The following is a 19,754-nucleotide window of genomic DNA, read 5'->3' on the forward strand; positions in this document are numbered from 1 at the left end:
TTACCTTTTTCTTCATGTCCATCAGCAGCCTCTCCGCCTTGCGGGTCACCTACGTGACCGCCGCGCTCGGCCTGCGGCTGCCGCTGACGCGGGAGCTGTGTTGCTCCCGTCGTTGCAGCTGAGCCGCCCTTTCGGCGCGCGCTGCCTCGTCGCCGCTCGTGTAGGCACGTCCCGTTCGACGGGATTTCAGCAAGGACTCTTCATATGTCGATCCCTACCCTGGAACGATCCGCTTCGCGGGTCGCTACCGGTCGTGTCCGCGTCCAGCGTCCCGTCGTGGCGCCGGAACTCCGCATCTCCGACAATCCGGCGGCCGCCGTGCTACGCGCCGCGACCGGCGGGCCGGTCTCTCGCGACAATGCCGCGCGCACAACGGGTTTGAGTATCGCGACGGTCAACCGCCAGGTGTCGTCCCTGCTCACCGCCGGCCTCCTGCGGGAACGGCCGGACCTGACCACGTCAGGCGCGGTGGGCCGCCCCCGGGTGCCGTTCGAGGTCGACTACGACACCTACCTGACCCTCGGCATTCACATCGGCGCCGCCGCGACCAAGATCGTGGTAGCCGACCTGCGCGGCCGAATTCTCGGTGGGCTTGCCATCGCCACCCCGCAAACCGGCCAGGAGTTCGCGACCACGACCGTGGCGCGCAGCGCGAAAGCCTTTCTGCAGCGCTGGCATCGGCGAAAACCGCTGTGGGCAGGCGTCGCGATCGGTGGTCGCGTCGACCCGCTGACCGGTGTGGTCGATCACCCCAAATTGGAATGGAAGGGCGCCCAGATCGGCGCCGTGCTCGGCGAAGTGCTCGAGCTGCCGGTCTCGGTGGCGCCGCACGTCGAGGCGATGGCGGGCTCCGAACTGCTGCTGCCGACCCCGGAACCGCCCGAGGGGCAGCAGCGCGGCAGCAGCCTGTACTTCTATGTGCGTGAAACCGCGGGCATCGCGGTCACTCTCGACGGCCGCGTGCACACCCCGAGCAACGGCCCCGGTTCGATCGCGCATCTGCCCACCGGCTCCGACGTCGAATGCACCTGCGGCAGGCGGGGTTGCTTGGAGGTCACCGTGGGTGACCGTGCGCTGCACGCGCGGGCGGTCGGTCGCGGAATCATCCCTGCGCACAACGGGACCGCGGGTTCCACCATCGCGGATCTGTACCGGGCGGCCACGGCCGGTTCGGTCCCGGCGCGCGAACTGCTCGCGGAGCGGGCGGCCATGCTGGGCAGCACCGTCGCGCTGGTGCGCGACATGCTCAACCCGGATCGCGTCATCCTCGGCGGGCAGGCCTTCACCGGCTACCGGCCGGGCATCGCGCACGTCGCCGAGGCCTTCCGGCAGAGTTCCACCCTCCCGCCGACCGACATTCGCATCAGCGGATTCGGCGGCAAGGTCCAGGAATTCGCCGCCGTGGTGACCTCGCTCAGCGCGCTCTACGCGGACCCGCTCGCCGCCATGCGACGCACCGCGTTCGCCGACTGATACCGAAACGCCGAAAGGCCGGGTCCTCCTCGGAGAACCCGGCCTTTCGGTATGTGCCCGCTCAGCGGGCCGACGATCCGGTGAACAATCCTTCGAGCGCCGTGATGAAGAACGGGAAGTGGGCGGCGAAGCGGTGCAGGTTCTGGTCGCGTTCGAAGCTGCCGAACCAGTAGAGACCCGGCTGGGCGTCGGCGGCCGGATTCAGGTCGCGGAACGCGCGGATCCAGTTGTCGGCGCGGCCGCCGATGACGGTGAACGGCAACGCGCGGGAGAACACCGTCTCCTGATCGGTCGGCGGAATCTGTTCGCGCCGAGTGGCATCCAGGCCGCGTTGCAGGGCGCGCACCTGCGAGGTCAGCTTGCGGCCCGCCTGGGTGCGCACCGGAAGGTACTTGGGCAGCAGCACGGTCGCCACGCCCGCGAGCAGGATCGCGACGCCGACCAGCGCGGAGCCCGCGGTGACGGCCAGACCCACCGTGGCGGCAATGCCCGCGACGATCAGCGCGCCGCCGACCCAGACCGGCAGGCCGATACGGGACCGGTCGGCGAAGGCGCCACGCCGCACCGCGTCGTCGACCATCGCCCGGCGGATCGGCTCGGCCTGCACCCGTCCCGGCGCGCGCAATTCGGCGACGGTGACCGAGTCGGCGCCTTCCGGCAGCAGCGTCGTGTACACCGCCTTCTCGTAGTCGCGTAGCTGGTCGTCGACGGCGTTCACCCGATTGATGCGCCAGTCGCTGTCGCTGATCGGCGTCACCCAGATGTAGCGGCGCACCGCGAGATCCACCACGGTGGCGGCGATATCGATGGCGTCCGCGTGCTCGTCGAGCAGCACGCCCGCCTCACCGGGCAGAATGCCCTCGGGCGAGGTGAACTGCACCTGGTTGCCGTCGCGCAGCAGCGGGTCGACGGTGTCGGAACCGGTTCCCGCCGCGGCGTTCTCGCGACGCGCGCGCAGCACGAAGACGGCCAAGCCCGCCAGCGCGAGCAGCAGCACGCCGAAGGCGGCCAGCACCGGACCGGTCACCGAGAACGGACCGGGTGCGTTCGCGTCCTCGATGTCGGCGTTCGCGGGGACGGTACCCGGCGGCAGTTGCAAGGTCAGGTCGATGGCGTCGCCCTTGCGCAGGTCGGTCTGCTCCAGCCAGAGCACGCCGTCGGATTCGATCCGGACGTCGGCGCACGGCCTCGTGTTGCCTGGCGGCCCGAGTTTGCAGTCCACGATGGCCATTTCGTAGCTCGGGCTGATCAGCGAGGCGCTGATGGAGGCGATGTCGGTGTTCATCACGCCTAGCCAGTGGAAAACCTGGGTGCCGGGCGCGTCGCTGACGGTGTTGTGGATCGAGTACTTGTAGCTGGACTCACCGGGTTTGGCGTCGATGGTGAACTGATCGTTGGCGACCGTCGCGGTGCCCGCGCCCTTGGCGTCGATATCGGTGACCTGGAAGCGCCGTTCCACGTCGTCGCGCAACTGAAGGCGCAGCGGCAGTGACATCTTGAACGATTCGCCGGATGGCACGGTCACCGTCTCGTCGACTTCGAGCACGCCTTCGCGGCTGAGTTTCAGATCGGCGACGATGGTCACGCCCTCGGGCGTCGGTTCGCTCTTGGCACCCGGCGCGGTGGCCACCAATCCCGCGGCGGCGAGCATCAGCACGCCGGCGGCGGCCCCCCGAAATGTCAGCATGAGTGCCTACTCTAGACAGGTTGCTATTCTTCGTCAGCGGCTGTCGACGATCATCTGATGCGAGGGGGTACGGGGGAGTGACCCAACCACCGTACGGATATGGACCGGTTCCACCTGGTGGACACCCCGTTCCGCCGCCTGGCTACGGACCCCGTCCCGGTTACGGGCCCCCGCCCGGATACCCGCCGCAGCCCGGCTACGGTCCGCCGCCGGGCTATGCGCAGCATCCGGGATACGCTCCGCCGCCCGGCTATTCGGCGCCGCCCGGCTACGGTCAGCCGCCCGGGTACCGCCCGCCGATGCCGCCCCCTATGCCCTACGGCCCGCCCGGCCGTCCGCCGTACCCGCCGCGCAAGAGCGGGGGCGGAGGAAAGATCGTCTCGCTGCTGCTCATCGTGGTGTTCCTGGTGGCGGGCGCGTTGGTGCGCACCGCGATTCGCAGCGACCGCAACGACCGCGCCTCGGGGCCGTCGCCGAGCTTCACCTACACCCCCGACGGGTCCCAGGGCGCCGCGGAGACGGGCAACAACCCGCTGCTCACCGATCCGAACGCGACGCTGATCCCGGCCGACTGCGATTACACCCCGTGGAGCACCCAGGTCGAGACCGCGCGCAAGTTCTTCGAGACCGCGGCGGGCTGCCTGGAGTCGGTGTGGAAACCGGTGCTGCAGAAGGCGAATTTGCCGTTCACACCGCCGACGCTGAACGTCAGCGCCTCCACCGCGGGCATCTCCACGCCGTGCACGGGCACCACCACCAACTTCGCCGCGTTCTACTGCCCGGCGAACAAGACCATCTACATGCCGATCAGCCAGTTGCAGACCGACCTGTTCAAGGACAATTGGGTGGTCTACCTCTCGGTGTTCGCGCACGAGTACGGCCACCACGTGCAGGCCATGTCGGGCATCCTGCGCAAGGCCAACAGCGAGCGGGTGGACGCCGGTGCGCGCAGCCAGCGCGGACTGGAGCTCTCGCGGCGAATCGAGTTGCAGGCGCAGTGCTTCAACGGCATGTACCTCGGGTCCTCCGAGGACGGCGGTTCGCTCTCCTCCACGCAGATCGGCGTGGCGCGGCGGGACGCGCATGGCCGAGGCGACGGACCGACCGACGCGCGCGACCACGGGTCATCGGAGAACAGCGGCGACTGGTTCGAAGAGGGCGTGGACAAGAACCGCACCAACCAGTGCAACACCTTCACCGCTCCGGCAGGCAGGGTGAGTTGAGATGACGACGCCGCCTTACGGTTACGGACACCAGCCACACTATCCGCCGCCGTACGGCCCGCCGCCCGGGTACGCGCCGCCGCCCGGATATCCGCTGCCGGGTTACCCGTACCCCGGACACGCGCCGGCTCCCTACGGGCCGCCGCCGGGCTATGGCGTTCCGCCTTACGGGCCGCCTGGTTACGGGCGCCCCTATCCGCCGCCTCGGCGCGGTGGCGGCGGAGTGGGCGCGGTGTTCGGAGTGCTGGGAATCTTCCTGATGGTCGGCGCGCTGGTCGCCGCGGCGGTCGCGGTGGCGAGCAGCGAGAGCGAGAACGACCGCAGGACAACGGCGTACACGCCGAGCTACACCTATACGCCGACGATTCCTTCGTCGTCCGCGGCGACGACCACGTCGGCGGCACGTCCGACCACCGCGGCGAGCAGTCCGGTCCGCACCACCTCGGCCACGCCGACCAGACCCGCCGGGCCGCAGCCGGTGGCGAAGCTCGGCGATCATCCGCTGTTCACGCACGTGGACACGGGATTGAACAACATCCAGTGCACGTTCTCGCGCTGGGCCCCGAATGTGGCCGCGGCCCAAGCGTTCTTCCAGTCGGCCTCCACGTGCCTCGGGCAGATGTGGAAAGCGCTGCTCGATTACGAGAACCTGCCGTTCTCGCCGCCGAACATCAGCGTCCCCGCCCGCGGCGTCGACGCGGTCTCGCCGTGCACCAGCGCGGGCGGCAACTACGCGGCGTTCTACTGCTCGATGAACAACACCATCTATATGCCGCTGGACAAGATCCAGACCAATTTGTACGGCGACAACTGGGTCATCTACCTGACGGTGTTCGCGCACGAGTACGGCCACCACGTGCAGGCGATCAGTGGTATTTCGAAGCGCACGCACGAGGAACGCTACAACGCGGGGCCGCGCAGCGCGCGGGGCCTCGAGTTGTCGCGCCGCATGGAGCTGGGCGCGCAGTGCTTCGGCGGGATGTTCATCGGCTCGTCGGCCTATGTCGGTTCGGTCTCCGGGGCGCAGGGCGAGAACACGGTTCGGGACAACTACACCCGTGGCGACAACCCCGGTGACGCGCGCGACCACGGATCGAAGCAGAACTACGGTCTCTGGTACGAGTACGGCTATCGGAACAACCGGGTCCAGAAATGCAATTCCTGGGTTGCCTCGGCCGATGCGGTGTCCTGAGCTCTTCGGCCGATCAGGTCCGGCCCCGGCCCGGCACTGCAGGGCCAGCTAGCCGGTCGCTCAGTCCTCGTCCCGATCGTGCGGCGTGTGCCCGCCGCCGATGCCGAAATGCCCGCGCGGCGAATGCCCGTGCACCCCTTCGGCGTACGCGGTCTCCGCGTGCAGCGCGAAGTCGATGCCAGAGGTTTCGTCCTCCTTGCTGATCCGGAAGCCGAGGAACCTGTCGATGCCCTTGCCGAGGGCGAACGAGACGCCGAAGGCGTAAGCCGCGACCGCCACCGCGCCGAGCAGCTGCTTGCCGAGCTGGGTGAGCCCACCGCCGTACAGCAGACCTTCCACGCCGCCGGTCATCACCTGGCTGGCGAGCAGACCGATGAGCACCGTGCCGACCACGCCGCCGACGAAGTGCACGCCGACCACGTCGAGGGAGTCGTCGTAGTTGGCCTTGAACTTCCAGCCGACCGCGAACGAACACACCGTGCCCGCCGCGAGCCCGACGACGACCGCGCCGAGAGTGTCGACGTATCCGCAGGACGGAGTGATCGCCACCAGGCCCGCGACGACGCCGGACGCGGCACCGAAGGTGGTCGGGTGGCCGTCGCGCACGCGCTCCACCGCGAGCCAGCCGAGCATGCCGAGGCAGCCCGCGATCAGTGTGTTCAGGAACACCGCCGCGGCCAGACCGCTGGCGTTCAGCGACGAGCCCGCGTTGAAGCCGAACCAGCCGAACCACAGCAGACCCGCGCCGAGCAGCACGAACGGCAGGTTGTGCGGTCGCATCGCGTCCACCTTGAAGCCGATGCGCGGGCCGAGCACCAGCGCGAGCGCCAGCGCGGAGGCGCCGGAGGCGATCTCCACCACCAGGCCGCCCGCGTAGTCCAGCGCGCCGAACTTCGCCAGCCAGCCGTCCGGTCCCCACACCCAGTGCGCGATCGGCACGTACACGGCCAGCGTCCACAGCGGCACGAAGACCATCCAGCCGGAGAACTTGGCTCGGTCGGCGATGGCGCCGCTGACCAGCGCCGCGGTCAGAATGGCGAAGGTGAGCTGGAAGGTCGCGTAGAGCAGTTCCGGCACCGTGCCGCGCACCGTCGTCGGGTCGATGCCCGCCAAGCCGACGTGCTCGAGCGTGCCGATCAGTCCGCCGCCCGCGTCGGGGCCGAAGGCCAGGCTGTAGCCGAACAACAGCCAGGTCACCGTGACGAGCGGGATGGCGATGAAGCTCATCATCAGCATGTTGAGCACGCCGGTCGAACGCACCATGCCGCCGTAGAAGATGGCCAGGCCGGGCGTCATCAGCAGCACAAGAGCGGTGCTGCCGAGCAGCCAGGCGGTGGCCGCGGGATCGATGGTCGGTGGCATGGCGGGTAACTCCTTCTGCGGGCATGCGTCGCGAAGAAGTTACCGAACGCTCACGAGGTCTTCCGCCACTGCGGGAGGTTTTCGTCCAGCCAGACGTCCAGCTCGTCGGGGCTCGGCGTGCCGCCGACCATGTTCAGCACGGTGTGCCCGAGGCAGGCCGCGCACATGATGCGATTCGCCATCTCCTCGTGATCGCCCCACGGCAGATGCGGTTTGGCGATCAGCAGGGAAGCGAGGCCGTGCACGACGGCCCACAGGTCGAGCACGACCGGCAGCGGATCGCCCGGCGCGATCGTGCCCTCCGCCATGCACTCGCGCACAGACGCCGCGAAATGCTGGAACGCGCCGCTGGTGAGCACCTCGTCCACCGCGCCGCCGCTCTCGGTGGGCCCGGCCGCCACCCGGTACTGCGCCGGGTGCTCCAGCGCGTAGCGCACGTAGGCCAGGCCCTGATCGCGCAGCCGGGTCATCGGCGACACCGTGGGGTCGGTGGCCGCGCGCATGGCGTCGGCCAGATCCTCGAACGCCTTGGCCACCGCTGCCTCGATCAGCTCGTCCTTGTCGGCGAAATGCCGGTAGATGGACGGTGCGCTCACCCCGACGAGCTTGCTCACCTCGCGGATCGACACCGCGTCGGCCCGGCCGGTGCGCGCGAGCAATTCCGCTGTGGCGGTGAGTATCTCGGTACGCAATTGCGCGCCGGAACCGCGCGGTGATCGAGGTCGACGGTGCAGGGTCATGGACGTCCCACGTGCTCGGGTTCCCGTGCGATGGCGTCCTGGTCGACGTCCTCCGCGAGGCCGATCCGATCATGCAGCCGGACAAGGGTTTTCGGTGCCCACCAGTTGGCCGTGCCGAGCAGGCGCATCAGCGCAGGCGCGAGCAGGGCCCGGATGATCGTCGCGTCGACGAGCACGGTCAAGGTGAGGCCGAGACCCATCAGCTGCATGAACGAGACCTTCGAGGTGATCAGCGCGCCCAACACGATAGCCATCAGCACCGCGGCGGCGGTGAAGATCCGGCCGGTGCGGGCGACGCCGATGGCCACCGCGCGGTTGTTGTCGTGGGTGCGCAACCACTCCTCGCGGATCCGCGAGAGCAGGAACACCTCGTAGTCCATGGACAAGCCGAAGGCCAGGCAGAACATCAGGATCGGCATGGTCGGCACCATGTAGCCGACCGCGGTGAAGCCGAGCAGGTTCGACAGGTGTCCCTCCTGGAACACCCACACCATCGCGCCGAAGGCGGCCGCGAGCGAGAGGGTGTTGAGCGCCAGTGCCTTGATCGGCAGCACGACGCTTCCGGTGAACAGGAACAGCACCACCAACGTGGCCAGCACGATCAGCGTGGCGGCCAACGGCAGTCGATCGCTCAGCGCGGCAAGCGAATCCGCGTTGACCGCGGCCGCGCCGCCGTACAGCGCGGGCCCGGGCGCGGGCACCGCCTCGATCGCGCGCAGCTGACGTTCGCCCTCGGGGGAGAAGGGGTCGACGTAACTGACGACGGTGAGGTAGGTCCCCGTGTCGTTGGCCATGCCGGGCGGCGCCGCCCCGACCCGCGCACCGTTCACGAAGGTGCCCGCGCTGGACAGCACGGCGGGCACGTTCGGCAGTTCGGAAAGCCGCGTGGCGTACGTGCCGACGCCTGCGGTGTCACCGGTGTAGCCGTCCAGCACGATCGTGGTGCTCGCGCCGGGATCGGCCTGCGGGAAGTGCGCCCGCAGCTCATCGCCGACCTGCCTGCTGGTCGAGGAGGTGGGCAGCACCCGGTCGTCGGGGTAGCCGAACCTCACCGACAGGAACGGCGCACCGAGGACGAGCAGCAGCGCGATGATCACCACGGTCACCGGCACCGCGTGCCGCATCACCCGCGTGACCAGCTGGTACCAGCCGGACTCCGCCGGCGGCACCGGGCCTGCTGGCGGCGGGCGCCGGAACATCCGCCGCAGCGGAACGCGCAGGTCGAGCGAGTTGACGCGGTACCCGAGCAGCACCAGCGCGGCGGGCAGGATCACGATCGCCGCCGCGGCCGCTGCCGCGACCACCGCGACGCCCGCGTAGGCGAAGGACCTCAGGAAGTACAGGTTGAACACGCTGAGCGCGGCCAGCGACAGCGCGACGGTGAGCGCGGAGAACAGCACCGTGCGCCCCGCGGTCTGCACGGCGCGGATGGTGGCCGCCGTCGGGTCGAGGCCGTTGCCCAGTTCCTCGCGGTATCGGCTGACGATGAACAGGCTGTAGTCGATCGCGAGGGCCAGGCCGAGCGCGGTCGTCATGTTCAGCGCGTAGATGGACACGTCGGTGACGAGCGTGAACAACCGCAGGATGGCCAGCGTCGCCGCGATCGCGAAGAGGCCGACGGCCAGCGGCAGGGCCGCCGCGACCAAGCTGCCGAACACCAGGATGAGCACGATCATCGACAACGGCACCGCGATGCTCTCGGCGAGGGCCAGGTCGAGGGTGGTCTGCTCGTTGACGTCGTGATAGATCGCGGCCATGCCGCCTTGACGTACCGTCACGCCGTCGGCGGCGCCGGTGAGCTGTTCGGTGAGTTCGCCCGCGATTTTCTGCACCTCGGTGTCGTCGCCTTCGATGAAGGCGGCGATCAGCGCGCTCGACCCGCCGTCGTTGCTGCGCAACGCGGTCGAGAACGGCAGCGGAGTGGTCCAGTAGGACTGCACGGCGGTCACGTCGGGGCGTGCGCGCAGCGCGTCGACGAGTCGCATGCCCGCGGCGCGCGCGGCGGGGCTGTCGACGCCGCTCTCGGTGCTCACCAGCAGGACGTAGTTGGGCGAAGCGCCGCCGAAGTTGTCCGCGATAATCCGGTTGACCTGCGAGGATTCGGCGTCGTCCGAGACGAATCCGCCGGATTTCAGGTGCGTGGCCGCGGTGGCGCCGAAGAGTCCGCACCCGATCACCAAGGCCAGCGCGGTGATCAGGATGACGCGCGGGTATCGCGTGGCCGTTCGTGCGATCCGATAGAGCATCGCGGCTCCCCTCCGTGAGTTAACGCGGTTAGCGTAACGCTGTTAACTCATGGGTGTCGAGTGGCCGAAAGCAGTGGCCGGGACATCGCTCAGCCGCGGTTCTTCCGGGTCAGCGCGCGCCGGCCGCGGCGGCCGGGGATCGGCAGATCGTCCTCGACAACAACCCACTCGGCGGTGGTGAGCCACAGCTCCTGGGCCCGCGCGTCGGCGGTGTCGTGGAAGACACGGCGTCCACGGTCGTCGCGCAGGTCGCGCGCGAGGTTCGACCAGCGCGGCGGACGGCCGTGTTCGTCCAGGTGAGCGGAGAGATGCCCGGCCACGAGCGTCCCGATCGTGTTGACCGGCCGCAGTGAGACCCGGTTCCCGTATTTGGCGGCGTGGAAACGCCTTGCCGCGCAGAGCGACTGCGGATTCGCGTTGGAAGCGATCCAGCCCGCCCGCTGGGCGCGCTCGACCAGCCACAGGTGTTTGACCGCGTTGGGCGCGATGACGCCGATGCGTTCCTTGATCAGCGCCGTCACCGGTTCGGAGGAGAGGATGTCGCGGCGGGTGGGGCCGACGCCGTGGGTCATCCAGTGCTCGTGCGCGAGACGGGCGAGCACGCGGCCGAAGTCGTCGATGCTGCGCTGGGCGCGGCGGCCGAGCCGTTCGATGCGCTCTGCCTCGCGGCGCATCTCGTTCTGCGCGGTGAGGGTTCGGATCGCGGCCATGGTCGGCACCTGACCGCGTTCGAGCAACTCGAGAATGGCCGAGGCGGTGGCGGGATCTGCGGCGGCGGTCACCGGCAGCGAATCGCGTTTGATCGCGAATTCCTGGGGGCTGATGGCGCGGCTGAGCAGTCCGACGGCGGCTCGATCGCCGGCGAAGTCGGTATTGGAGAGCCAGGCGGCGGCGATGTCGTCACACGACGGCACGTGGAACGGTCCTCCGATATACGCGGTGGGAGTTCGGCGATGTCGCACTGGGGCCGGGAGGTGTTCAGGTTGTGCCCCGGTCGGGATGAGGGACCGGCCGGGGTCACCAACCTGATGAAGGTTTGGCTACCGAAGTTGCCAACAGCCACGGTAGCCAGCGGCGCGCTAGCTGTCACCCGGGTTGACTTATTCGTTACATCGACAAAAAGGGGCATAACCGGGGCGTGAGTATGCATTACCGCTGGCGAGAAAGGCGGACGAACTGCTTCGTCCGGTTTTTGATAACCGACAGATACACGATTGCTGTCATGTTGCCGGTTTGTGAGAGGAACGAAGCGGCGGAAGGAGTCTCCTGGAATCATGTGATCTGCATCACATTCGAAGGGAATCTCGCGGTACGCCGTGAGCGGCGCGACGGCTCGCCCGCGTGAGACCCCGGTCGCCGACCGCTTTGTCGGTGGTCGCCGGTAACCTCTGGCCGTGGCTCTGTACCGGAAGTACCGACCGGCAACGTTCGCTGAGGTGGTGGGTCAGGAGCACGTCACCGACCCGCTGAGCATCGCGCTCGACACCGGACGGATCAGTCATGCCTATCTGTTCTCCGGTCCGCGGGGCTGCGGTAAGACCTCGTCGGCGCGCATCCTCGCGCGTTCGCTGAACTGCGTGCAGGGCCCGACGTCGCGGCCGTGCGGAGTCTGCCCGTCCTGCGTGGCGCTCGGGCCGGGCGGACCGGGCAATCTCGACGTGATCGAACTCGACGCCGCGAGCCACGGCGGCGTCGACGACACCCGCGAGCTGCGCGACCGCGCCTTCTACGCGCCCGCCGAATCCCGGTATCGCGTCTTCATCGTCGACGAGGCCCACATGGTCACCACCGCGGGCTTCAACGCGCTGCTCAAGATCGTCGAGGAACCGCCCGCCCACCTGATCTTCATCTTCGCCACCACCGAGCCCGACAAGGTGCTGCCGACCATCCGCTCGCGCACCCACCACTACCCGTTCCGGCTGCTGCCGCCCGCGACGATGCGCGGGCTGCTCGGCAAGATCTGCGAACAGGAAAACGTTCCGGTCGAGGAAGCGGTGTATCCGTTGGTGATTCGCGCGGGCGGCGGTTCCCCGCGCGACAGCCTCAGCGTGCTCGACCAGCTGCTCGCGGGCGCGGGCCCGGAGGGCGTCACCTACAACCGTGCCGTCGCGCTGCTCGGCGTCACCGACGTCGCGCTCATCGACGACGCGGTGGAGGCGCTGGCCGCCGACGACGGCGCGGCGCTGTTCGGCACCGTGGACAGCGTCATGGAGGCGGGGCACGATCCGCGCCGTTTCGCGGTCGACCTGCTGGAGCGTTTCCGCGATCTGATCCTGTTGCGCGCGGTGCCCGACGCCGCCGACCGCGGCCTGGTGTCCGGGCCGGGCGACGTGCTGGACCGCATGCGCGACCAGGCGCAGCGCCTCGGCCCCGCCACCCTGACCCGCTACGCCGAACTGCTGCACGAGGGTCTGGGCGAGATGCGCGGCGCCACCGCGCCCCGGCTGCTGCTCGAGGTCGTGTGCGCCCGCATGCTCTTGCCCTCGGTCTCCGGCACGGAGTCCGCCGCGCTTCAGCGCCTGGAACGCCTCGAACGCGGCTTCGCGGGCGGTGCGATCGCCCCGGCCCCAGCCCCGGCCTCCGCTCCCGCCGCCGAGGCGAGCCGGACCGCCGCACCCGCCCCGGCCCGCGCACCGGGTGAGCCCCCGCGTCGCCGGGGCGCGGAGGCGCTCGCCGCGTTGCGTGAGAACAAGTCTCGGGGCGGAGGTTCGGCCCAGGGTGGCATCGAAAGCGACGCGGGAGGAAGCACTTCCGTCGAGCGCACGGACCGCGCTCAATCGCCCGCCGGTGCGCAGGCGGAAGCATCCGACGGTGGTCCGCAGCCTTCCGCCGCCGCCCCGGCTGCGCCCATCGCGCGACAGGACGACCAGCGTGAGGACGCGATCGCGGCGGCCGCTGCAGGGCGCGGCGACGCCACCGAATCGAGCGGCGACTCTGCCGCTGCCGAGCGCGGTGCTGTCGCGCCGAGCGCTGACTCGGCCCAGCGCGGCGACGCGGCCGTAGCCGGAGCGCGAGACGAAGCCCCGCGAGGCGAAGCCCCGGGCGCGGCCGCTCCCGTGTCCGCGGTGGCCGAGGGCCACGTGGGCGGGACAGCAGCGCGGAACGCCGAGGATCGAGTCGAATCGACTGCCGAGCCCGTCCGCCGGGGCGAAGCCGAGCCGCAGGCCGCCGACGCGCCGGGTCATCGGACCGAGGGGCGGCCCAGAGCCTCGGAGGAATCGGCCGCTCCGCCGCGCGCCGATCGGCCCGCCGCGCCGTACGCCGAAGCCGCGTCGGATCGAGTGGGGGAGCGACCCGCGGGGTCCGTCGACGGGGAAAGCGGGGCTGGGGAGCCCCCGTCGACTGTCGCGGCCGGTACGGGTCGCCCGACCGAACGCGCCGCGTTTTCGGGGAGCGCCACCGCCGGTCCGGCCGAGGGCGACGCTCGCCGGGAACCGGCCGAACGCGCGGGATATCAAGTGGCACAGTCAGTTTCCGATACGAGCTCCCGTTCCGGGCAAGTGACCGAGGAATCGTCCGCCGATCGCTTCGGCGGCGCGACGGCGGCGGAACGGCCCGTCGAGTCCGCGGAATCGATGGCTGCGGCGTTGCCCGACGAGCCTGTGGGTGCGCAGGGCGCGGATCTGCTGCGAGCCGTCGAGGGCGCGTGGGCGGAGATCCGGGCCAAGGTCAGGGAGTTCGGACCGACCGTGCAGGCGTTGCTGTCGGGTGCCTCGGTGGCGCGGGTCGAGGGCACGGCCATCGTGTTCGCGCACCAGCACGCGCCGCTGGCGCAGCGGTTGTCCGAGGCACGCAATGTCGAGGCCGTGCGCGCGGCGGTGCGGGCCGTGCTCGGGAGCGACCACGAGATTCGCTGGGAGGCCGGTGGCGCGACCCCGCGTCCCGCGGCCCAGCCGTCGAAGGGCGCGCGGGGCACGGGACAGGGTGCGGCCGGGCGCGGCGTGGGAAGCCAAGGCGGCCGCGGCGAAACGGGCCCGCCTCGATTCTCGCGACCCAGCCAGGCCAGGGTGAACGCCGCGGGCGACGCTCCTGCTCGCGGGCAGCGGCCCGCTCCGCCCACGCGGTCCGGCGACGACGACATCCCGCCGCCTGATTATCCGGACCTACCCGACGACCCCGGCCCCGGCGACTACCCGCCGCCCGATCCAGGCGGTTACGAATCGCTCTCCAGCTCGGCCGGATCGGCCCCTGCCGGCGTGCCGGGGCCCTCGACGCCGGAAGAGGAGCAGGAGATGCTGGCCGAGGCCGCCAAGCCGGTGGCGCCCGAGGCCCGTCACGACCCCGACGAGGTCGCCCTGGAATTGCTCCGCAGTGAGCTCGGTGCCACACGGCTGGATGGTTGACAACCACCGCCTCGAGGACGTTAAGTTAACCGGAGTTCGCACACGACGGTAGTATGAACGGGTGGCCGTGAGCTCCGGTGTGGCGGCGTTCTATGGTATGCCCAGGCGTACGGGCGTGTCCGGAACGTACGTCCGCTGGTGCTCGCCGACTTTTGTACAGCGTTATGCGGTGCGAGCGACGGGCCTGGAGACGGAACCTCGCGTCACCGCGCTGGGCCTCGTGAGCACGGCAAACTGAATACGGACGGTCGGTCTCATGGCCGGTCGGCGAGGTGACCCGCGGCCGTGCCGCACAACGCGGTGCAGGCGCACCCCAAGGAAGGAAACACTCCGATATGACCACAGAGGCCTACATTTACGAGGCCATCCGCACCCCGCGCGGACGCGGCAAGAAGAACGGTTCGCTGCACTCGGTCAAGCCGATCGACCTGACTGTTGGTCTGATCCAGGAGCTGCGCGGCCGTTTCCCGAACCTCGACGAGGACCGGATCTCCGACCTGATCCTCGGTGTCGTCGCACCGGTGGGTGACCAGGGTGCCGACATCGCCCGCACCGCCGTGACCGTGGCCGGCCTGCCCGACACCGTCGGCGGCTTCCAGCTCAACCGCTTCTGCGCCTCCGGCCTCGAGGCCGTGAACCTGGCCGCGCAGAAGGTGCGCTCGGGCTTCGACGACCTGGTCATCGCCGGTGGCGTCGAGTCCATGTCCCGCGTTGCGATGGGCTCCGACGGCGGCGCCTGGGCGATGGACCCGACCACCAACTACGACACCTACTTCGTGCCGCAGGGTGTTTCCGCCGACCTGATCGCCACCATCGAGGGCTTCTCCCGCGATGACGTGGACGCCTACGCCGTGCGCTCGCAGGACCTGGCCGCCAAGGCCACCACCGGCGGCTACTTCGCCAAGTCGATCGTTCCGGTCAAGGACCAGAACGGCCTCGTCGTCCTCGACAACGACGAGCACATGCGTCCCGGCACCAAGGCCGAGGACCTGGCCAAGCTGAACCCATCCTTCGCCGTGATCGGTGAAATGGGTGGCTTCGACGCCGTGGCGCTGCAGAAGTTCCACTTCGTGGAGAAGATCAACCACGTGCACCACGGCGGCAACAGCTCCGGCATCGTCGACGGCGCCGCGCTGGTGCTGATCGGTTCCGAAGAGGCGGGCAAGGCCTCCGGCCTGACCCCGCGTGCGCGCGTCGTCGCGACCGCCACCAGTGGCGCCGACTCCACCATCATGCTGACCGGTCCCACCCCGGCCGCCAAGAAGGCGCTGGCCAAGGCGGGTCTGACCCTCGACGACATCGACCTGGTCGAGATCAACGAGGCGTTCGCCTCCGTGGTGCTGAAGTTCCAGAAGGACCTGAACATCCCGGACGAGAAGCTGAACGTCAACGGCGGCGCCATCGCGATGGGCCACCCGCTGGGCGCCACCGGCGCGATGATCACCGGCACCATGGTCGACGAGCTGGAGCGCCGCAACGGCCGCTACGCGCTGATCACGCTGTGCATCGGTGGCGGCATGGGCGTGGCGACGATCATCGAGCGCGTCTAACCCCAACCGACAGCACAGAATTCAAGGAGACACAGAGCTGTGAGCGAAACCAACATGATCGGTTGGGAGCAGGATTCGGACGGCATCGTCGTACTGACGATGGACGACCCGAACCAGGGCGCCAACACGATGAACGAGCTGTACAAGACGTCGATGACCGCGACCGTCGACCGGCTCGAGGCCGAGAAGGACAGCATCACCGGCGTGGTGCTGACCTCGGCGAAGAAGACCTTCTTCGCGGGCGGCGACCTGAAGAACATGATGAAGGTCGGCCCGGAAGACGGCCAGGCCCTCATGGACGAGCTGGGCACCATCAAGGGTGCGCTGCGTCGCCTCGAGCAGCTCGGCAAGCCGGTCGTTTCCGCGATCAACGGCGCCGCGCTCGGCGGCGGCCTCGAGATCACCCTCGCGACCCACTACCGCATCGCGGCCGACGTGCCGGGTGTGCAGCTGGGCCTGCCCGAGGTCAGCCTGGGCCTGCTGCCCGCCGGTGGCGGTGTCACCCGCACCGTGCGCATGCTCGGCCTCCAGGGCGCGCTCATGCAGGTGCTGCTGCAGGGCCAGAAGTACCGCCCGGGCAAGGCCAAGGAAATCGGCCTGATCAACGAGGTCGTCGGCTCGATCGAGGAGCTGGTCCCGGCCGCCAAGGCGTGGATCAAGGCCAACCCCGAGGGTGGCGTGCAGCCCTGGGACAAGAAGGGCTACAAGATCCCCGGTGGCACCCCGTCCACCCCGGCCTTCGCGGCGAACCTGCCCGCGTTCCCGGCCAACCTGCGTAAGCAGCTCAAGGGCACCAACATGCCCGCGCCGCGCGCCATCATGGCCGCCGCGGTCGAGGGCGCGCAGGTCGACATCGACAACGCCTCGCTCATCGAGTCGCGTTACTTCGTCCACCTGCTGACCGGCCCGGTCGCGAAGAACATGATCCAGGCGTTCTTCTTCGACCTGCAGTCGATCAACAACGGCGGCTCGCGTCCGAAGGACGTGCCGAAGAAGGACATCAAGAAGATCGGCGTGCTCGGCGCGGGCATGATGGGCGCGGGCATCGCGTACGTCTCCGCCAAGGCGGGCTACGAGGTCGTGCTGAAGGACGTCACCATCGAGGCGGCCGAGCGCGGCAAGAACTACTCCGAGAAGATCGAGGCCAAGGCCCTCTCCCGTGGCAAGACCACCGAGGAGAAGTCCAAGGCGCTGCTCGACCGGATCACGCCGTCCGCCGACGCCAAGGACTTCGCCGGCGTCGACTTCGTGATCGAGGCCGTCTTCGAGAACACCGAGCTCAAGCACAAGGTGTTCCAGGAGATCGAGGACATCGTCGACGCGGACGCGCTGCTCGGCTCGAACACCTCCACCCTGCCGATCACCGGTCTCGCGGCCGGCGTGAAGCGCCAGGAGGACTTCATCGGCATCCACTTCTTCTCGCCGGTCGACAAGATGCCGCTGGTGGAGATCATCAAGGGTGAGAAGACCTCGGACGAGGCGCTGGCCCGGGTGTTCGACTACACCCTCGCGATCAAGAAGACCCCGATCGTCGTCAACGACAGCCGCGGCTTCTTCACCTCGCGCGTGATCGGCACCTTCGTCAACGAGGCGATCGCCATGCTGGGCGAGGGCATCGATCCTTCGACCATCGAGCAGGCCGGCTCGCAGGCGGGCTACCCGGCCGCGCCGCTGCAGCTGTCGGACGAGCTGAACATGAAGCTCATGCTGAAGATCGCCAAGGAGACCCAGGAGGCCATCGCCCGCGGTGACGCCACCATGGGCAAGCAGAAGCACCCGGCCATCGACGTCATCGAGTACATGGTGAACGAGGGTCGTCCGGGTCGTCTGGAGAAGGCGGGCTTCTACGAGTACGACGAGAACGGCAAGCGGACCGGCCTGTGGGGCGGCCTGCGTGAGCACTTCAAGTCGGTCACCGGCTTCAACGTGCCGCTCCAGGATCTGATCGACCGGATGCTGTTCATCGAGGCGATCGAGACCCAGAAGTGCTTCGACGAGGGTGTGCTCGAGACCACCGCCGACGCCAACATCGGCTCGATCTTCGGCATCGGTTACCCGGCCTGGACCGGTGGTGTGCACCAGTTCATCGTCGGCTACCCGGGCGGCCAGGAGGGCTTCGTGGCTCGCGCCGACGAGCTGAAGGCCAAGTACGGCGACCGCTTCGAGGTTCCCGCCTCGCTGCGCAAGTAATCGCGCCGCGTAGGTCATCGCGCAACGGCGAAGCCCGCCACCGCTTTTCGCGGTGGCGGGCTTTCGCCGTTCCGGAGTTCCGACGGTGTTCACCGTGCGGTTCGCGGGTGCCGCTACGGTGTGGCTTGTGCGCAGAAGAACCGGACTCCCGCTCGCCCTCGCGGTCGGCGTCGCCGCGCTGACCGCGGCGCCCACAGCGCACGCCGAACCGGCCGTGCGGCTGCTGGGTCAGCAGATCCTGCCGCACGCGATGGACTTTGACGGCACCACGGTCGGCGGACTGTCCGGCATCGACTATCGGCCGAGCACGGGTGAGTACGTGCTGATCAGCGACGACCGCTCGGAGCGCGCACCGGCCCGCGGCTACACCGCCCGCTTCACGGTCGACGCGAACGGCGTCGGCCCGGTGACTTTCACCGGCACATACCCGCTGCGCACCCCCGCGGGCACCGTCTACGCGCCGAAATCGGTGGACCCCGAAGAGATTCGCGTCGATCCGTGGACGGGCGACTACTTCTGGACCCAGGAAGGCGAGCGCGCGGACGACGTGCTCGCCGACCCGTCCGTGCGCGTCGCGCGGCCGGACGGGACGTTCGTCGCCGAACTGCTGATCCCCGACAACGAGCGGATGCGGCCGGACGCGGGGCCGCGCCGCAACGCGGCACTGGAAGCGGCGACCTTCGCCACGGGCGGCGCGCTGTTCGTGACGGCCGTCGAGGGCCCGCTGCTCCAGGACGGTCCCGAGGCGACGGTGACCTCGGGCGCGATCTCGCGCATCACCGTCCAGGCGCGCTTCGGGCCCTTGCTCGCGCAGTACGCGTATCCGATGGAGCCGGTGTTCGCCGAGTCGCGGCCGGAGCCGGGGCGCGGCGGCAACGGCGTCGCCTCGATCCTGGCCGCCGATCCGCTCGATCCCACGAAATTCCTGGTGCTGGAGCGCGCGTACGTCGAGGGCGCGGGCGACAAGATCCGGATCTACGAGGCCGACACCGCGGGCGCGACCAACGTGCTCGACGCCCCGCTCGGCGACGCCCGCCCGGTAGCCAAACGGCTGCTCGTCGACCTGGCCGAGGCCGGGCTGACGGATATCGACAACATCGAGAGCATGACCTGGGGGCCACGGCTGCCCTCGGGTGAGCGGACGCTCGTGCTCGTCAGCGACGACAACTTCGCCGCCGGTCAGATCACCCAGCTGGTCGCGCTCGCGGTGCGCTGAGCTTTCGAAAACTGAGCTCAGTCGGCGCGAAGTTCTTCCGTCGCTTGGAAATACGCGTCGGCGGCGCGGCGGAAGTAGTCGAACAGTAGCTCGCGCTGCTCGGGCTCGTATCCGGCGATGATCTCGCCGACGCGGCGCCGGGCGGGGGCCAGCACGCGATTCAGGTCGGCGGGCGTTTCGATCAGTTCGACGGTGATCTTGCGCCGGTCGCCAGGGACAGGAACCCGCCGCACGTACCCGGCCTCTTCCAACCGATCGACCAGCCGGGTGGTCGGGCCGGTGGTGAGACCCGTGCGAGCGCCGAGTTCTCCCGGCGTCATGGGGCCGCTGAGTTCCAGGACATTCAGCGCGTAGAGGTCGGTGGCGCCCAGGTCGACCGCCCGCGCTCCGGCCTGTCCGTGCAACATGATCGCGCTGAGATAGCGGCTATAGATCGCACTCGCCTCCGAGCGCGCCATTGCCCCTGATTGCGCTGGGCCCGATTGCGCTGGGCCGGATTGCGCCGGGGCCGTTTGTGCTGTGTCCGTTTGTG

13 protein-coding genes are annotated in these 19,754 nt (G+C 69.3%); 7 read left to right on the forward strand and 6 right to left on the reverse strand.

All coding sequences use genetic code 11. The features are described from left to right. The first annotated feature begins 204 nt into the window (after positions 1 to 204). On the forward strand, positions 205 to 1,473 hold the full coding sequence (locus tag AC3EO7_RS22850) for an ROK family transcriptional regulator (protein ID WP_431966603.1): 1,269 nt from the start codon (positions 205 to 207) through the stop codon (positions 1,471 to 1,473). A gap of 61 nt (positions 1,474 to 1,534) precedes the next feature. Here the strand turns inward: AC3EO7_RS22850 and AC3EO7_RS22855 are convergent, their stop codons facing one another. Further along, positions 1,535 to 3,160: a DUF2207 family protein gene (locus tag AC3EO7_RS22855; RefSeq protein WP_435592345.1), complete on the reverse strand. Its 1,626-nt coding sequence runs from the start codon at positions 3,158 to 3,160 to the stop codon at positions 1,535 to 1,537. Between the two features lie 299 nt (positions 3,161 to 3,459). Here AC3EO7_RS22855 and AC3EO7_RS22860 point away from each other — a divergent pair, with 299 nt between their 5' ends. Both AC3EO7_RS22860 and AC3EO7_RS22865 read left to right on the forward strand, forming a co-directional pair. Further along, positions 3,460 to 4,383 carry a neutral zinc metallopeptidase gene (locus AC3EO7_RS22860; protein ID WP_431966607.1) on the forward strand — a complete coding sequence of 308 codons (924 nt, stop codon included), beginning with the start codon at positions 3,460 to 3,462 and terminating at the stop codon, positions 4,381 to 4,383. A gap of 1 nt (position 4,384) precedes the next feature. Then, positions 4,385 to 5,575: a neutral zinc metallopeptidase gene (locus tag AC3EO7_RS22865; RefSeq protein ID WP_435592346.1), complete on the forward strand. Its 1,191-nt coding sequence runs from the start codon at positions 4,385 to 4,387 to the stop codon at positions 5,573 to 5,575. Between the two features lie 60 nt (positions 5,576 to 5,635). On the opposite strand, the gene AC3EO7_RS22870 is transcribed toward AC3EO7_RS22865, so the two are convergent. From AC3EO7_RS22870 to AC3EO7_RS22885, 4 genes are all read right to left on the reverse strand, one after another. Continuing rightward, the gene (locus AC3EO7_RS22870; protein WP_435592347.1) at positions 5,636 to 6,937 is read right to left on the reverse strand and encodes an ammonium transporter; all 1,302 of its coding nucleotides are present in this window, start codon (positions 6,935 to 6,937) and stop codon (positions 5,636 to 5,638) included. Positions 6,938 to 6,987: 50 nt separating this feature from the next. Then, positions 6,988 to 7,629, reverse strand: coding sequence for a TetR/AcrR family transcriptional regulator (locus AC3EO7_RS22875; RefSeq protein ID WP_431966613.1), 642 nt, complete (start codon positions 7,627 to 7,629; stop codon positions 6,988 to 6,990). A gap of 44 nt (positions 7,630 to 7,673) precedes the next feature. Further along, positions 7,674 to 9,923 carry an MMPL family transporter gene (locus tag AC3EO7_RS22880; protein WP_435592348.1) on the reverse strand — a complete coding sequence of 750 codons (2,250 nt, stop codon included), beginning with the start codon at positions 9,921 to 9,923 and terminating at the stop codon, positions 7,674 to 7,676. An 89-nt stretch (positions 9,924 to 10,012) separates the two neighbouring features. After that, the gene (locus AC3EO7_RS22885; RefSeq protein WP_431966617.1) at positions 10,013 to 10,837 is read right to left on the reverse strand and encodes a hypothetical protein; all 825 of its coding nucleotides are present in this window, start codon (positions 10,835 to 10,837) and stop codon (positions 10,013 to 10,015) included. A 480-nt stretch (positions 10,838 to 11,317) separates the two neighbouring features. On the opposite strand from AC3EO7_RS22885, the gene AC3EO7_RS22890 reads away from it, so the two are divergent. From AC3EO7_RS22890 to AC3EO7_RS22905, 4 genes are all read left to right on the forward strand, one after another. Next, on the forward strand, positions 11,318 to 14,266 hold the full coding sequence (locus AC3EO7_RS22890) for a DNA polymerase III subunit gamma and tau (RefSeq protein WP_435592349.1): 2,949 nt from the start codon (positions 11,318 to 11,320) through the stop codon (positions 14,264 to 14,266). Between the two features lie 335 nt (positions 14,267 to 14,601). Next, positions 14,602 to 15,816, forward strand: a complete 1,215-nt coding sequence (locus AC3EO7_RS22895; RefSeq protein WP_431966621.1) for an acetyl-CoA C-acetyltransferase — start codon at positions 14,602 to 14,604, stop codon at positions 15,814 to 15,816. A gap of 39 nt (positions 15,817 to 15,855) precedes the next feature. Continuing rightward, a complete protein-coding gene (locus AC3EO7_RS22900; RefSeq protein WP_431966623.1) occupies positions 15,856 to 18,006 on the forward strand; it encodes a 3-hydroxyacyl-CoA dehydrogenase NAD-binding domain-containing protein in 2,151 nt (716 codons plus the stop codon). Positions 18,007 to 18,133: 127 nt separating this feature from the next. Beyond that, positions 18,134 to 19,222 (forward strand): esterase-like activity of phytase family protein, encoded by a 1,089-nt coding sequence (locus tag AC3EO7_RS22905; protein WP_435592350.1) that lies wholly within the window; start codon positions 18,134 to 18,136, stop codon positions 19,220 to 19,222. A gap of 17 nt (positions 19,223 to 19,239) precedes the next feature. Here the strand turns inward: AC3EO7_RS22905 and AC3EO7_RS22910 are convergent, their stop codons facing one another. Beyond that, on the reverse strand, positions 19,240 to 19,680 hold the full coding sequence (locus AC3EO7_RS22910) for a MarR family winged helix-turn-helix transcriptional regulator (protein WP_431966627.1): 441 nt from the start codon (positions 19,678 to 19,680) through the stop codon (positions 19,240 to 19,242). Positions 19,681 to 19,754 lie beyond the last annotated feature (74 nt).

This window comes from Nocardia sp. bgisy118 (assembly GCF_057708605.1).